The 14,497-nt window shown below is 56.6% G+C and carries 15 protein-coding genes and 2 pseudogenes; 11 read left to right on the top strand and 6 right to left on the bottom strand.

Going from position 1 to position 14,497, the window contains the following annotated elements:
- Nucleotides 1-12: 12 nt before the first annotated feature.
- The 5 genes from ACGLWX_RS05785 to ACGLWX_RS05765 all read right to left on the bottom strand — a co-directional run bounded on the left by ACGLWX_RS05785 (nt 13) and on the right by ACGLWX_RS05765 (nt 6,579).
- Complete coding sequence (locus ACGLWX_RS05785) at nt 13-1,410, bottom strand: FAD-binding oxidoreductase (protein WP_396238066.1); 1,398 nt, start codon at nt 1,408-1,410, stop codon at nt 13-15.
- An 88-nt stretch (nt 1,411-1,498) separates the two neighbouring features.
- Entirely contained in the window at nt 1,499-3,145 is a 1,647-nt protein-coding gene (locus ACGLWX_RS05780) for an ABC transporter ATP-binding protein (RefSeq protein ID WP_396238064.1), read from the bottom strand.
- A 9-nt stretch (nt 3,146-3,154) separates the two neighbouring features.
- Entirely contained in the window at nt 3,155-3,988 is an 834-nt protein-coding gene (locus tag ACGLWX_RS05775; protein WP_252106792.1) for an ABC transporter permease, read from the bottom strand.
- Nucleotides 3,985-4,962, bottom strand: a complete 978-nt coding sequence (locus tag ACGLWX_RS05770) for an ABC transporter permease (protein WP_252106793.1) — start codon at nt 4,960-4,962, stop codon at nt 3,985-3,987. The genes ACGLWX_RS05775 and ACGLWX_RS05770 overlap by 4 nt, the downstream gene beginning before the upstream one ends.
- Nucleotides 4,963-5,022: 60 nt before the next feature.
- Nucleotides 5,023-6,579 carry an ABC transporter substrate-binding protein gene (locus tag ACGLWX_RS05765; RefSeq protein WP_252106794.1) on the bottom strand — a complete coding sequence of 519 codons (1,557 nt, stop codon included), beginning with the start codon at nt 6,577-6,579 and terminating at the stop codon, nt 5,023-5,025.
- A gap of 217 nt (nt 6,580-6,796) precedes the next feature.
- Here ACGLWX_RS05765 and ACGLWX_RS05760 point away from each other — a divergent pair, with 217 nt between their 5' ends.
- The 10 genes and pseudogenes from ACGLWX_RS05760 to ACGLWX_RS05715 all read left to right on the top strand — a co-directional run bounded on the left by ACGLWX_RS05760 (nt 6,797) and on the right by ACGLWX_RS05715 (nt 12,756).
- Nucleotides 6,797-7,501 carry a GntR family transcriptional regulator gene (locus ACGLWX_RS05760; protein WP_396238062.1) on the top strand — a complete coding sequence of 235 codons (705 nt, stop codon included), beginning with the start codon at nt 6,797-6,799 and terminating at the stop codon, nt 7,499-7,501.
- A gap of 67 nt (nt 7,502-7,568) precedes the next feature.
- Nucleotides 7,569-8,594: a histone deacetylase family protein gene (locus ACGLWX_RS05755; protein WP_396238060.1), complete on the top strand. Its 1,026-nt coding sequence runs from the start codon at nt 7,569-7,571 to the stop codon at nt 8,592-8,594.
- Nucleotides 8,595-8,657: 63 nt separating this feature from the next.
- Nucleotides 8,658-8,873 (top strand): hypothetical protein, encoded by a 216-nt coding sequence (locus ACGLWX_RS05750; RefSeq protein WP_396238058.1) that lies wholly within the window; start codon nt 8,658-8,660, stop codon nt 8,871-8,873.
- A gap of 271 nt (nt 8,874-9,144) precedes the next feature.
- Nucleotides 9,145-9,672: a CbrC family protein gene (locus tag ACGLWX_RS05745; RefSeq protein WP_396238056.1), complete on the top strand. Its 528-nt coding sequence runs from the start codon at nt 9,145-9,147 to the stop codon at nt 9,670-9,672.
- 290 nt (nt 9,673-9,962) lie between these two features.
- Entirely contained in the window at nt 9,963-10,385 is a 423-nt protein-coding gene (locus ACGLWX_RS05740) for a transglutaminase family protein (RefSeq protein WP_396238054.1), read from the top strand.
- Between the two features lie 33 nt (nt 10,386-10,418).
- Nucleotides 10,419-10,856, top strand: coding sequence for an NUDIX hydrolase (locus ACGLWX_RS05735; protein ID WP_396238052.1), 438 nt, complete (start codon nt 10,419-10,421; stop codon nt 10,854-10,856).
- A pseudogene (locus ACGLWX_RS05730) lies at nt 10,853-11,434 on the top strand (TIGR00730 family Rossman fold protein). The gene ACGLWX_RS05735 and the pseudogene ACGLWX_RS05730 overlap by 4 nt, the downstream one beginning before the upstream one ends.
- 100 nt (nt 11,435-11,534) lie before the next feature.
- Nucleotides 11,535-11,933 carry an MAPEG family protein gene (locus ACGLWX_RS05725; RefSeq protein WP_396238050.1) on the top strand — a complete coding sequence of 133 codons (399 nt, stop codon included), beginning with the start codon at nt 11,535-11,537 and terminating at the stop codon, nt 11,931-11,933.
- Nucleotides 11,934-12,041: 108 nt separating this feature from the next.
- Nucleotides 12,042-12,356: a VOC family protein gene (locus ACGLWX_RS05720; RefSeq protein ID WP_396238048.1), complete on the top strand. Its 315-nt coding sequence runs from the start codon at nt 12,042-12,044 to the stop codon at nt 12,354-12,356.
- 19 nt (nt 12,357-12,375) lie between these two features.
- Nucleotides 12,376-12,756, top strand: coding sequence for a hypothetical protein (locus ACGLWX_RS05715; protein ID WP_396238046.1), 381 nt, complete (start codon nt 12,376-12,378; stop codon nt 12,754-12,756).
- Between the two features lie 218 nt (nt 12,757-12,974).
- Here ACGLWX_RS05715 and ACGLWX_RS05710 read toward each other — a convergent pair.
- Nucleotides 12,975-13,055: pseudogene (locus ACGLWX_RS05710) on the bottom strand (oxidoreductase); the annotation flags it as partial.
- Nucleotides 13,056-13,561: 506 nt separating this feature from the next.
- Here ACGLWX_RS05710 and ACGLWX_RS05705 point away from each other — a divergent pair.
- The gene (locus ACGLWX_RS05705; protein ID WP_396238044.1) at nt 13,562-14,482 is read left to right on the top strand and encodes a hypothetical protein; all 921 of its coding nucleotides are present in this window, start codon (nt 13,562-13,564) and stop codon (nt 14,480-14,482) included.
- Nucleotides 14,483-14,497 lie beyond the last annotated feature (15 nt).

Genomic DNA, 14,497 nt, shown 5'->3' with positions numbered 1-14,497 from the left:
GTGGGCCGGTTTTTACTCAAAAAGCGCTTCGTCGAGTATCTTGCCGCGGTTGAGCAGTCCAAAGGGGTCGAGCGACTTTTTCAGCGTCTGCATCAGTTCGATCTCCGCCTCGTTTCGACAGCTTCCAAGCCAAGCACGCTTTTCAAGGCCGATGCCGTGCTCGGCGGAGATGGAGCCGCCCAGCGCCGTCAGTGGCTCGTAAACCAGCGCCTCCACGGCGCGGCGGACCGTGGGCTCCTTGCTACCCACGCCGACCGAAATATGCAGGTTGCTGTCACCCAGATGGCCGAACACGATCAGCTGATAATCGGGCCACGACTCCTTAAGCCTCGCTTCGAGCGTCTGGGTGTAACGCTCCATGTCGGCGATCGGTAGGCTCACGTCGAAGGTCAGCACCGGGTCCAGACCCTCCTTCAGGCCTTCGATATCTTCCCGTATCGCCCACAGGCCGTCACGCTGGTTGCTGGACTGCGCGATAACCGCATCGATGATCAGCTCCGCTTCCATGGCCTGTTCCAGCGCATCGCGAAACTGCGCTTCGAGGCGGGCGTCGTCGCTTCCCAGACACTCGATAATCACGTAGTAAGGGTACTCTGTGGACAGCGGCGGCGTGTGCCGGCCCGAGGTGTCGGTCAGCAGCTGGTAGTGGTTTTGCCACATCACCTCGAACGCTCCGAGCCCGCCGCCCAGCGTCTTGCCCATCTGAGCGAGCAGTGCCGTCAATGCCTCGAAAGAAGGGCAGGCGACCATCGCGGTGTGTTCGTAGGGCGTAGGCGGTTGCAGGCGCAGCACCGCGCGGGTCACGATACCCAGTACGCCTTCGGTGCCCACGAACAGCTGCTTGAGATCGAAGCCGGCGTTGTTCTTGAGCATGTGGTTCATCGAGCTAACCACGCGCCCGTCGGCCATTACCGCTTCGAGCCCCAGTACCTGCTGGCGCATCATGCCGTAACGAATCACCCGCACGCCGCCAGCGTTGGTGGCGATGTTGCCGCCGATGGTGCAACTGCCCCTCGCGCCTAAATCCAGCGGAAACTGCAGCCCGGCATCCTGGGCGGCCTCCTGCACGCGCTGAAGCGGGGTGCCGGCCTGAACCGTCAGCGTGCCGCCTACCGGATCGACGCTCTCGATGGCGGTCATGCGCTCCAGCGAGATGACCAGATCGTCAGGGCTGGTTTGAGTACCGTGAACCAGACCGGTCAGCCCGCCGTGGGTCACCACGGTCTGCTTGCACTCGAAGCAGGCGCGCATCACCGCTGAAAGTTCCTCGGTACTGGCCGGGCGAACGATGGCGCCGGCCTGACACGGCGCGCCGGTCATCCAATCTTCCTGCCGACTCGTCACATCGTTGCCGGTCAATACATGGCTAGCGCCTACGATCGTGCGCAGCACGTCCACGGTGATCTTCATTCATGTTCCTTTCGATGACGAGGCCGAGAACAAGCCGTCATGTGATAAAAATGTATGTGAAACAATACCATATTTTTTAAATAGCGCTTTAGACACTGGCCGCGACCGGCGCTTCGCGCCCGGGGATGGCCTCCAGCAGCGAACGGGTATAGCGCTCGCGGGGGTGTAAAAAGATCTGCTCTGCGCTTCCCTGCTCGACGATGCGCCCGTGTTGCATGACCACGATGCGATCGCAGATCTGCGCGGCCACACGCAGATCGTGGGTGATGAACAGCAGCGAGAGCGACAGGCGCTGCTTGAGCTCCTCAAGCAGTTCCAGCACCTGGGCCTGAATGGAGACATCAAGTGCCGAGACGGCCTCGTCCGCGACGATCAATTCCGGATTGAGCGCCAGCGCCCGGGCAATGCCGATACGCTGGCGCTGGCCGCCGGAAAATTCGTGGGGAAAACGGTCCAGAGCGCCGGCGCCCAGGCCCACCATGTCCAACAGTTCACCGGCCTGCTCTAACGCCTTTGCCTTGGGCGTGCCGTTGGCGATCGGCCCTTGGGCGATCGCCATGCCCACTTTGGTGCGCGGGTTGAGCGAGGCATAAGGATCCTGAAAGATCATCTGCACCCGGTGGCGCTCGCGACGCAGGGCATCGCCCTTGAGCGTCGAGAGGTTCACGCCGTCGAGCAGCAGTTCGCCGTCGTCCGGGTGCTCCAAACGCACGACGCAGCGCCCAAGCGTCGACTTGCCCGAGCCGGATTCGCCGACGATGCCGACGGTTTCGCCGCGAGCAAGCGTCAGCGAAACATCATTCAGCGCGCGTACCTCGCGCGCCGGTTTCAAAAAGCCTCCGCGAGAGCGAAACATCTTGTTGAGATGCTTGATATCCAGAAGCGCCGCGGGCTCACGCGCCTCTCGGTGGGGCGGTACAGCGTTGCTCGGGATCGCGGCGATCAGTGCCTGGGTGTACTCGTGCTGCGGGTTGCCGAGCACCTCCTTGGCTTCCCCGATTTCGACGATCTTACCGTGGCGCATCACGCAGACACGGTTGGCAATCTCGGCCACCACGCCGAAATCGTGGGTAATGAACATCACCGCCATCCCCCGGCGGCGCTGCAGGTCGCGAATCAGCTCGAGGATCTGCGCCTGGGTCGTGACATCCAAAGCGGTGGTAGGCTCATCGGCGATCAGGAGCACCGGCTCGAGTGCCAAGGCCATGGCGATCATTACCCGCTGGCGCTGGCCGCCGGAGAGCTCGAAGGGGTAGGCGCGAATCGCCTTTTCCGGCTGAGGTAGGCCCACCTCGATCAACAGCTCCAGCGCGCGAGCCTGGCGCTCGGAAGGGGGCAGCCGGCCGTGGGCCTCGAATACCTCGGCGATCTGGGCGCCCACGCGCATCAGCGGGTTAAGGGCGGTCATCGGCTCCTGGAAAATCATGCCGATCTTGAGCCCGCGCAGCGCCATATGCTGCTTCTCGGTGAGGGTGAGCAGGTTCTGGCCCTCGAAGGTGATCTCGCCTTGTACCGGGCGTACCCCCTTGGGTAAAAGCCCCATCACCGTATTGGCGGCCATGGACTTGCCCGACCCGGATTCACCCACCACGCACATGATCTCGCCGCGGTTCACATCATAGCTCACGTTCTCTACCGCCAATGCGCGATCCGCGCCCTTGGGCAGCGCCACGCTCAGGTCACGAATGCGAAGTACCGCCTCGCCCGGCGCCTGGGATTGATTCGATTGCGTCATGTCTCTCTCCTAGCGCTCGCGGGACAGTTTGGGGTTCAGCGCATCGTCGAGGCCTTCGCCCACCAGGTTCAGCGCCAGCACGGTGAGCAAGATGGCAACGCCAGGAAAGAAACTGAGCCACCAGGCCTGGCGGATCACGGTGCGCGCCGCGCCGATCATGTAGCCCCAAGACATCACGTTGGGGTCGCCCAGCCCGAGAAACGAAAGCCCGGACTCCAGCAATATGGCCGTGGCCACCATCAATGATGCCAGCACGATGATCGGCGAGAGCGTGTTGGGCAGAATTTGCTTGAGAATGATGGTGGTATTGGTCTGGCCCACCAGCCGTGCGGCTTCGACGTATTCACGGTGACGCAGCGACATGAACTCGGCGCGCACCAAGCGCGCCACCGGTGGCCAGCTCACCAGCGCGATCGCCAGCACCACTGAGGTGACGCTGGGTTGCATGATCGCTACCAGCACGATCGCCAGGGCGAAGTTGGGAATGGTCTGGAAGAACTCGGTGAAGCGCATGAGCACGTCGTCGATCAGGCCGCCGTAATAGCCGGCGATAGCGCCCATGGGCACGCCGATCAAAAGCGCCACGCTGGTGGAGACCAGCCCGATCAGAAGCGACACCCAGGCACCGTGCATCAGCCCCGCGGCCACGTTGCGGCCCATGGTGTCGGTGCCCAGTATAAAGCCATCCTGAGCGAGCGGCGGCAGAAACGGGCGCTGCACCATGCGCCAGGGCGACTCAGGAAACAGAAGTGGCGCTAGTATCGCCATGACGATGATCAGCGCCAGAATGACGAGCCCCACTAAAGCGCCGCGGTTCTGGGCAAAGCGTGCGAAAAAGCTCATGAGGCCCCCTTGATGCGCGGATCCGCGAGGCGGTAGACCAGGTCGGTCATGATGTTGAAGACGATGACCAGCGCGGCGGAGAAAAAGAAGATACCCAGAAGCAGGTTATAGTCGCGCTGCTGAAGCGCCTCGAACATCAGTCGGCCAATGCCGGGCCAGGCAAACACGGTCTCGGTGAGGATCGCCCCGCCGACCATTTGACCCGCCTGCAAGCCGGCCAACGTAATGATCGGCAGGAGGGCGTTACGCAGCACATGGCGGCGCTGAATGATGCGCGGCTTCAAACCCTTGGCGCGAGCGGTCTTGACGTAATCTTGCTGCGCGGCTTCGAGCATCGAGGTACGCGTCATGCGGGTGTAGATCGCCATGAAAAACAGCGCCAGGGTAGTGGCAGGCAGCACCAGGTGCTGGGCAACGTCCCACACCAGCGCAAGACCCGTATGGCCTGCACCCACGGTGTAGAGGCCGTAGGCAGGCAGCCACCCCAGATAGACCGAGAACACCACCACCGACATCAGCGCCACCCAGAACAAGGGCGTTGCGTAGAACACCAGCGCAAGCGCCATGATCAGCGAGCCGGAAGGTTTTTTCACCCGGGCGGCGGCCATGGAGCCAGCAACGATACCCAGAAAGAGCGAGAGCACGAAGGCCGTCCCGGTCAGCAGCAGCGTAGCGGGTAGGCGCGCCATGATCAGGTCGAACACCGGGACGCCCAAGCGGTAGGAGTAGCCGAAGTCGAGCATGGCGATGCCCGATACATAGCGCCACAGCTGCACGTACATGGGCTGGTCGAGCCCGAAGCGCTCGCGCAGCTGGTTGAGAAACTCCTGATCCGCCGCGCCGGCTTCGCCGGCCAGAATCGATGCCGGGTCGCCGGGGGCGAGCTGGATCAGCAGAAAGTTAAAAATGACGATAAGAAACAGCACAATAACGGCTTTGATAAGCCGCATGGCAATCAAGCGGGCATAGACCATGATGGAATTCCTGACGTTTTTTTAGCCCGGCCGGGGCACGCCGGCCGGGCAAGGTCTGACTTAGCGGTCGAGCCAGGCATCCCTGAAGCCGTCGTTGACACCGACCCCGGAGGTCACTAGGTCGTTGACGTCACAGCGGTAAATCGTGGGGAAGCCAAGCTCCATTAGCCAGCCTACGGGCACATCCTCGTGAAGGATTTCCTGCACCTGCTGGTACAGCGCCTCGCGTTCGGAATCCGGGTAGGCCGTGGCCGCTTCGTCGAAAAGCGCATCGACCTCGGCGTTTTCGTAGCCTTCCACGTTGTTCCAGGGCGAGCCCTTGGCGATGTTGTCCGAAAGGTAAGTGCGCGAGATGCCAAGCGCCGGGTCGCCGTATTGGAAGAGGTAAGTAAAGGCCAGGTCATAGTCCCAGTCGCCCAACCGTTGGTTCCAGCCCCCGACATCGGTGGCTTGGGTGCTGACATTGATGCCTACTTCGCGCAGGTTCTGCTGAACGGCTTCGGCCCACCGGGTCCAGGTTTCGCCGTAGGGCAGCGGCAACAGCCTGATTTCCTCGCCGTCGTATCCCATTTCGTCCAACAGTTCGCGGGCGCGGTCCGGGTTGTAATCGTAGGGCTCGAGGTCGTCGTCCTGAAAGCGCGCGTTGGAGCCGAAGGCAGACAGCGGCACGTTACCCAACCCGTTCCAGAGCACGTTGCGGGCGAACTCGCGGTCCATGGCGTACATCACTGCTTGGCGGAAGCGCTTGTCGGCGGTCGGGCCTTCGCGGTTGTTCATCCATAGCATGGCGAAGGGGCTAAAGTACTCGTGGCCCTGCTCGGTCATGCAGACGCCGTCCATGTCGGAAAGGCGCGGAATGTCGAAGTTCTCTACGGTGCCGCTGGGCAGCACGTCGACGGTGCCATTTTCGAACGCCACGGCCCGGGAGCCGCCGTCGGGAATGATGTGCCAGTTCACGCCGTCCAGATAGGGCAGGCCCTCTTCGTAGTAGTCATCGTTTTTGACCAGCTCGATGACGGTGCCGCGCTCCCAGTTGGCGAACTTGAACGGGCCAGTGCCGATCGGGTGGTCGTTGTGCTCGTTATTGCGAAAGTCGGTACCCGCGTAGAGGTGTTCGGGCACCATGGTGAACGTGCCCGCCTCGAAAGAGAGCAGAAACGGCCCGAAGGGTTCGGCCAGCGTGAACACGACGGTGTGCTCATCCGTGGCTTCGATGCTTTCGACGTGCTCGAGCACGGCGCGAGCGCTGGGATTGAGTTCGCGATGAAAAACGTCCGCGGAGAACACCACGTCGTCGGCAGTGAAGGCTTCGCCATCGTGCCAGGTCACGTTATCGCGCAGGTGAAACGTATAGACTCGGCCATCTTCGCTCACGTCCCAGGATTCGGCCAGTTGCGGCATCGGTTCCAGGTCGGTGGTGTAGCGTAGAAGCCCTTCGTAGATATTGCCCGCGACGGTGCGGGTGGGGGCATTCTGGATCATGCCCAGTACCAGACCCGGCGGTTCGGGCTGAATGATGGTATCGATGGTGCCGCCGGTTTTGGGTTCCTGCGCCATCGCTGCGCAAGAAACGGCCAAGGCCGCTGCGGAAATCGCGAGAGCCAAAGGTGTTTTCATTGTTCCTACTCCTCGGTTATTCACGTCAATAACGTGATGTTTTGTCTTTTTAGCAAGCGAGGCGTGGTGCTAGGGAGCCCGTTGAAATGGGTTTTTTAGGGCCTTTTTGACCATAGCATCGCTCTTTTAAACTGTCGACAGTCGGCAGTCGTTTATCGACAGTGCCCTTTTTTGCGTCATACTGAACGTCGAAAACAATTTACAAAGAGAGGTGCCCATGGCCTTGTTACCCATGGCTCCCCAAGGGTTGATCCAGCAAAAGAATCTGGTCGAGCAAGTGGCCGATTTTCTCACTCAAGGCGTGATCGAGCAGCGCTTCATGCCCGGCGAGCGGCTCTCGGAAGTGCAGCTTTCAAAGGATTTGGGCGTCAGTCGCGCACCGGTGCGCGAGGCGGCCAGGCTCCTCGAAAGCCGCGGGCTTTTGGTCTCGCGCCCGCGGCGGGGGTTTTTCGTCAAGGCGCTCGACGCGGTCGAGCTACAGGACGTGTTCGACCTGCGCCTGTGCCTCGAGCGCCACGCCATCGAACGCCTCGCCAAGCGGTACACCCCTGAGGCACGGCTCGCGCTCGAGCGTCAGGTGGACGTACTTTGCGAAGCGGCTGCGAGCGACAGTGGCACGCGGCGTATCGAAGAGGATTTGCAGTTTCACCGCCTGATGCTGCACTACGCCGGCAATGAGCGGCTACTGCGTGCCTTCGAGGGGTTGGCGCACGAGCTGCGCCTGTGCATCACTCTGATCACGCGGACCCACGAAGCGCCGGAAACCATCGCGACCAGCCACTATCAGCTGCTGGAGGCGCTGGCGAGCCAAAGCGGCCCGGCCTGCCGGGAAGCGATCGACTACCACATCGGTGTGGCGAGAGATTCCGTAGTGCGCGGGATCAATGAAGCAGGTGTGCAGGAGGAGGGCGGCGCGCGGTGACCGCATGCGTTTCTACCGAGCTTTTATTGCATGGCGCTTTTATGGCACGAAACGAGGAGACCTGGCAGTGCAGACGTTCTTTCACGACGACCAGAAGTGGCATCAGCCGCAAACCTATTTTTCGCGCGGCAAGATGCGCACACCCCAGGAGGTCGCTCAGCGCGCCACTCACCTGTTGGCCGCCGCCGAACGGCTAGGGTTCGAACTAGCGCCGCCTAAAGATTACGGCGTTGGCCCCCTTAGAGCGGTGCACTCGCTGGCTTACCTGCGCTTTCTGGAAAGCGCCCATGCCCGCTGGCACGCGGTGGGCGAGGACTGGGGCGAAGAAGTGATTTCCAACATCTTCGTACGCTCGCCCAACGCATTACAGGGCATTCTGGCCGAGGCCGCCCGCTACCTGGCCGACGGCAGCGCCCCGGTGGGTCAGCATACCTGGCACTCTGCCTACTGGTCGGCTCAGAGCGCGGTGGCCGGCGCCGAGGCGCTGATGAGCGGCGAGCGCTTCGCCTACGCGCTTTCGCGCCCCCCGGGCCACCATGCGGGCATCGACTCTGCCGGCGGCTTCTGCTTTCTCAACAACGCCGCCATCGCCGCCCAGCATTTGACCCGGCGTTATCCGCGCATCGTGGTGCTCGATACCGACATGCACCACGGCCAAGGAATTCAGGAAATTTTCTATTCTCGCAGTGACGTGTTTTACATCTCGATTCACGGCGACACCACCAACTTCTACCCGGCGGTCAGCGGCTTCGAGAACGAACGCGGCGAAGGCGAAGGGCTCGGCTACAACCTCAACCTCCCGATGCCGCACGGCTCTGCTGAGTCAGTATTCTTCGAGCGCCTGGAGCAGGCCCACCAAGCCATCCGCCTGTTCGAACCCGACGCTCTGGTGCTGGCGCTCGGTTTCGATATCTTTGAGCGCGACCCCCAAGCCAAGGTGGCCGTTTCCACCCAGGGTTTTCATGAGCTGGGCCGACAAATCGCAGCGCTGAACCTGCCCACTCTGGTGGTGCAGGAAGGTGGGTATTACCTGGAAGGGCTCGAAGCGAACGCGGTAAGTTTCTTCGAAGGACTGCTGGTAAAGGCAGTTTAAGCCGAGCGCGCATTTCTTATGGACCTGCCAAGCGTCGCCTAAACGAAGGATAAAGCGGCGGTTTTGCCTCAATGGCTGATGCTTGGCAAAAAAACCACCGAACCCACATCTACGCCGCTGCACGTGCCTGCGGAGCAGTTTTTTTATCAGCGCAGGCTTCGAAAGCACCTTGCTAGGCTGCCATCCGCTCGTCCATTGCGCGAGTACCTGACGAAAAGCAGCGGCGGGCTAAAGCAGCAGTGGTTGGGTGTGCAGGTGATCTATGTGGGGCTGATGTAATTGCTTACCTGTTTATAACGAGCCCCCTGAATTGTGCCCTTCGTCGATAAGCGCATTGCAGAGTGGTGCGCCAACGGCAGTATGATTGAAACCGGCAAAACGCGCAGGCACGCGAATTTTGGATATGCCGCCAAATCTTGCTTTGCGCACAATAGAAACAATGGGATAGAGTAAATTTCTGCGGTAGCATAAACTCAATGAATGTGCCATCGCGTTTACTGAGGTTATGTAGCCTTCTGTATAATCACTGTTAACTTTCTGAGGAGCAATCGTGGAACTCCCGAGGTACAAATATCACCCCGATCCAATTTCTACTGGTGCGATCAAGGAAAGCAGGAAAGTCTGCGAGTGCTGTGAACAGGCTAGAGGGTATGTGTATACATCAACTTTTTACACTGAGGAAGAAATTGAGTTTATCTGTCCGTGGTGTATAGCAGATGGCTCCGCCGCTCAAAAATTTGATGGCATGTTCTCTGATGACTACCCGTTGCAAGAGGCCGGTGTACCAGAGGAGGTAATCTCAGAGGTGTGCAAGAGGACTCCAGGGTATAACTCATGGCAGCAGGAAGTATGGCAGGCACATTGCGGTACAGCATGTGAGTTCCATGGAGATGCAGAGAAAAAAGATCTAGTTGAGTTGACGGGCGAAGCGCTAGAAAGGTTTCTAAGTGTTGAAATGATAAAACCAGAGGTTTGGAAAAATATTCTCGAGCATTACGAAAAAGGGGGGAATCCTGCTGTCTACAAGTTTAAGTGCCCTGAGTGCTCGGAAGTCATCTACACAATGGACTTTACGTAGTGTCAAAAGATAACAAGCGCATGTTGTCGGAGTGGTTTTACGCTGCGCTCCAAACCATCCACAAATGCGGGCGTTAGCCATGTTTGAAATTAAGACCATGCATGAGTATCTAGAGTCAACGGAATATATAGACTGGAGTTCACCAGAGGTGCTGGCTATGGCGAAGTTACTAGCCGCTGGCGCAGAGTGTCCCGAGCAGGTCGCAGAAAAATGCTTTGTCTTTGTGCGCGATCAAATCAAGCATAGTTGGGATTACGAGTGTGACCCATGTGACATGTAAGGCATCTGACGTGTTGAAACATGGAACAGGCTACTGTTACGCGAAGAGCCACCTGCTGGCAGCATTGCTTCGAGCAAATGGAATACCGGCAGGCCTATGCTATCAACGTTTAACCATTAGTGATGATGGGGATGGACCACCTTTTTGTCTTCATGGTTTGAACGCTCTATATCTTGAGGAACATGGCTGGTATCGGGTCGATGCTAGAGGAAATAAAGAGGGTGTCACGACTGATTTCTGCCCACCGACTGAGCGTTTGGCATTTTCTATAGCCACTGAGGGGGAAGCGGATCTGCCGGAAATATGGGCAGCGCCAATAACGCCTGTTCTTGACGTGCTTCTATCCCAAAAGACCTATCTTGAGGTATTCGATAATCTGCCGGATATTCAGTTGAATGCGGCTAACCAGGCAATGGCCGCGACAAACGCGTGAATTGCGGCGTTAATCACAAAGAGGTTTTGTTGTATGTCTTCGCCGCAAGTGGGGGTAGGTGTTCTGATTATTCAGAATGGGTGCGTACTTCTTGGAAAGAGAAAGGGCGCTCATGGCGCGGGCACCTGGTCGGCACCCGGTGGTCATCTTGAATTTGGGGAATCAATCGATTCCTGTGCCCGACGTGAAGTGATGGAAGAAACCGGGCTGGTGCTCCAGGGTATTCAGCACGGGCCCTTCACCAATAACGTGTTCGAAGCCGATCAGAAGCATTATGTCACCGTCTTCGTGCTGGCAAGCCCTGAGGGCGGTGAGCCTAAACTGATGGAGCCAGACAAATGCGAAGGCTGGGCATGGTTTGAATGGGATGCTCTCCCAAGGCCCCTATTTCCACCCTTGAACACGCTGATAAGCCAGGGCTATTCACCGATTTCGGCGGTCAATGTCGCTAGCGAACAAGGAATGCCGTGAAGAGCATATGTATATATTGTGGTTCAAACCTTGGTCGGCAAGATGCCTACTCCAGAGCAGCCCGTGAGCTTGCACGATCGCTGGTCAGCCGAAACCTAACGCTTGTTTACGGTGGCGCCAGTGTTGGCATCATGGGTCTGATGGCCGATACCGTTTTGCAACTTGGAGGGCAGGCCGTTGGGGTCATCCCTGAGTCGTTGGTGCGAAAGGAGGTCGCTCACCCGAACCTGACCGAACTACATGTAACGCAATCCATGCATGAGCGGAAAACCTTGATGACTGAACTGTCTGACGGGTTTATCGCCATGCCGGGAGGGATAGGCACGCTGGAAGAGATTTTCGAGGTTTGGACGTGAGCCCAGCTTGGATTCCACAAAAAACCGTGTGGCTTGCTCAATGTAGAAGGCTACTTTGACGCATTAACGATATTTTTTGATCATGCCGTAGCAGAGCAGTTCGTCAAACAACCTCATCGCTCGATGTTGATGGTCGATTCTTCACCCGAAACGCTGCTCGAGCGATTCACCCGTTACGAACCACCTACGGTTAACAAGTGGGTGGGGAAAGCGGAAACATAATGTGATAGCGGCTAACGATTAGCTTCACCGGGCTGCGCAACGAAAACGCGCAGCCCACTGACTTCAAGCGTTATGTATTTAATCTAATCGAGGAAGATTCATGTCCGTTTCATTAGCGTGTATCGCATTACTCTCGGCATTGGTTATCGGCCTTGGGTTCAACGTTTCCATGGCTAGAGCCAAATCAAAGGCCATGTACGGATATAAAGAAGATCCAGAAGACCATTTGTATAAATCGGTGCGCGCCCACAGCAATGCAATCGAATATGTGCCCATCATTGCTTTGTTGATTTACGTTCTGGGCCAGGGCGCACCATCAGATTGGGTGCTTTGGTGCATGGTATTCGTCACTGCCTGCCGGTATTTGGCGGCTATTGGAATCGTGGCGCCCAAAACCATGGCGAAACCAAATCCTTTTCGCTTCATCGGTGCGTTGGGTACTTACATCGGTGGTTTTGCGCTATCTGTCGCGTTATTGATACACGCCATACTTGCGTAATCAGGCAGTGCAGTGGGCCTCTGAAAAGTGCGTTAAAGGCATCGAGCAAGTATGGTCGATGCCGGTACTTTCAATAGATTATCCGCTAGCGAAAGATAGATATCACCATTGCTCTTCAAGGTCTATTCGGGCGACCTCCAGCCTGGTTTGAAGCTGGCCATTTGGCCCCGGGTGAGTATTGCCTATGATTCGGGTTTGCCGGTCGATCGGCCAAGCGCCACTGATCTAACACTCGGTCATAATGTCTCTTCCAGAGCAGAGGTCGATCAAGTGATGACCCAAGCGAAAGCGGCTGGCGCCTTGATCGTCAAGCCGGCACATGAAACGTTCTGGGGTGGCTATGCAGGGTACTTTCAAGACCTCGACAGGCACCTTTGGGAGGTGGTGTGGAATCCAAAGCTGCTGCCTCACGATGAGGCCTAACGTGGGCCAGGAGATGACAATGTTTGGATGGTTCAAGAAAAACACGAAAGGTCCAGATTACTCTGGCGTCGACTCAAGAGAAAAAGCTGAAGCATTAGTTCAAAAGGGCGAGCTTCAAAAGCTGCTGCTTTTACCTGCCGAATTCGGTGGCGAAGACGTTCCACCGAACGTGGTGTATGTGCCAGCGTTCGCCGTTGAACTCAAAGCGAATACGGATCAAAACATCATTTTACCGCTTGCTCAGGAAGATACCATAACGCGTTACAACGCAGCCCCGGAGTATGAGGGTAAAAGCTTTATCCCGGCCGCCATCAATATCGAGGCTAGCGAGCCGGGCTCCTTTACCTACAGGGTCGCCATTTGGGGCAAGGCGCTGGACGAGTCCAGTAAGACGGCCTGACTGAACGAGCAACTGAACGCTCAAAGCGTGACGTTATTCGGTCATGAAAACCGCTGGCTCTCAATTTGCGAGTCACCGGACTCACCACGGCAATGACCTGATCGAATTCGGCCTTGGGTCGTTGGGTGGCCCATCTCGGATATAAAAAGGGTCAGGCCGATTGGTGCTTAACCCAACTGACCCCTTCTGGTTTATCGCCTCCCGTTTCCCATCTCGCCCTAAACCTGAGCGTAGCCCCCGTCAACGAACACCTCGCTTCCTGTCATAAAGCGGCTATCGCCGGACGCCAGGAACGCTACTACGGCGGCGGTTTTGGCTTACTAGCTAAGGCGCGGAGCAAAACTCATCGGCCATATATCGACGTTGGTGATTTCGACCCCCAAGCAGTAAAAGCCATGGATAGCAACGCCACTACACGTGCCTACTGAGCCGTTTCCCCTATCAGAGCAGGTTGCGCTGTCCTCTGCTAAATACCTAACATTGCTGTTGGGCAAGCAGAGGTGGCTTGGTAGGGAGATGTGCTAGGAAAGTTGTGACTGCGTATCTATTGGGAGTGAGGCCATGCCCTTCAAACCAAGTCCCCACATGTGCAATACCGGGTGTTCATATGATTGAAATCGGCAAAACGTGCGGGCACGTGAATTTTTGATATGCAGCCAAAATTTGCTTTTCTCACAACAGAAACAATGGGATAGAGTCAAATATTATGGCCACATAACCTCAATGAACGAGCGGGCACGTTTATTGAGGTTATGCAGTCTTCCAGATAATCACTGTTATGTCACCTTAGGAAGTGGAGTGCCGCGTGAAGTTTAAATTCGATATTAAGGCTAATGCAATTGATAGTTTCAATGAAGCCCTTACCAAATATGAACAAGGACAGGGTGGTGATTTAAAGGCGTTTAAATTTTCCATAACACACTTGGCTCATAGTATAGAGTTAGTGCTCAAGATGTACTTGCAATCACTAGATGACAATTTGGTTTTTTCTAAGTGCTATAAAGAAGTTTTGAAGCGCTCCAAAATGGATGAAACAGATCTTTTGTCAGCATTCAATGCCCTTGAAGGTGAAGGCTACGATTTTGGAAAATTAATACAGGGTCATGCATCTCCCCATACGGTTACGGTCGAACAAGTCTTGTCAATTGCTAAGTGTGAAGTATGTGGAGTAACGGGCAATCATTTTGTAGATCAGGATTTCATAGACGACATTAATTGGATGAAGGATCTAAGAAATTCGATTGAGCATTTTGAATTCGAATTTACTGCTAAAGAAGTTCGTCTTTGTGTCGGCAGGTTAGTTAGAGGTTTAGTCGAGTTTACAGATATATTTTCTCTTTTCGATTTGGATGAAGAAGTGGGTGAAGACCGTATTCACACCTTCAAAGTACTAGCGGATGAATACGAACACGCCCTTTCGGAAGCAAATATTTCGGTCTCAGAGCAAAAGCACCTGCTATTTTCTGGAGTTAGACCAAAATATCAGATGTTTATTGAGTGGAACGTCTATACGTGCCCGAGTTGCGGGAATGACACCATGATACCGAATGATGATTCATCTACGGGCTATAGATGCACGCTAGAGGGCTGTGAAAATGAGGAGTCAGAGGACATTGAAGTGGATTGTGATATTTGTAGTACACCATGGCCTAATGGTGAAATGACTTCATGGGAAGATACATATTCCTATGTATGTCCAAGATGTGAGAATCCCGAGGCATGGTGATATAACAAGCCACTG

The sequence above is a fragment of the Halomonas sp. HMF6819 genome, from assembly GCF_044335525.1.
In the GTDB taxonomy this organism is placed as follows: domain Bacteria; phylum Pseudomonadota; class Gammaproteobacteria; order Pseudomonadales; family Halomonadaceae; genus Vreelandella.
Note: the sequence above shows the minus strand (reverse complement) of the source record. Positions and strands in the feature narration are given on the sequence as shown.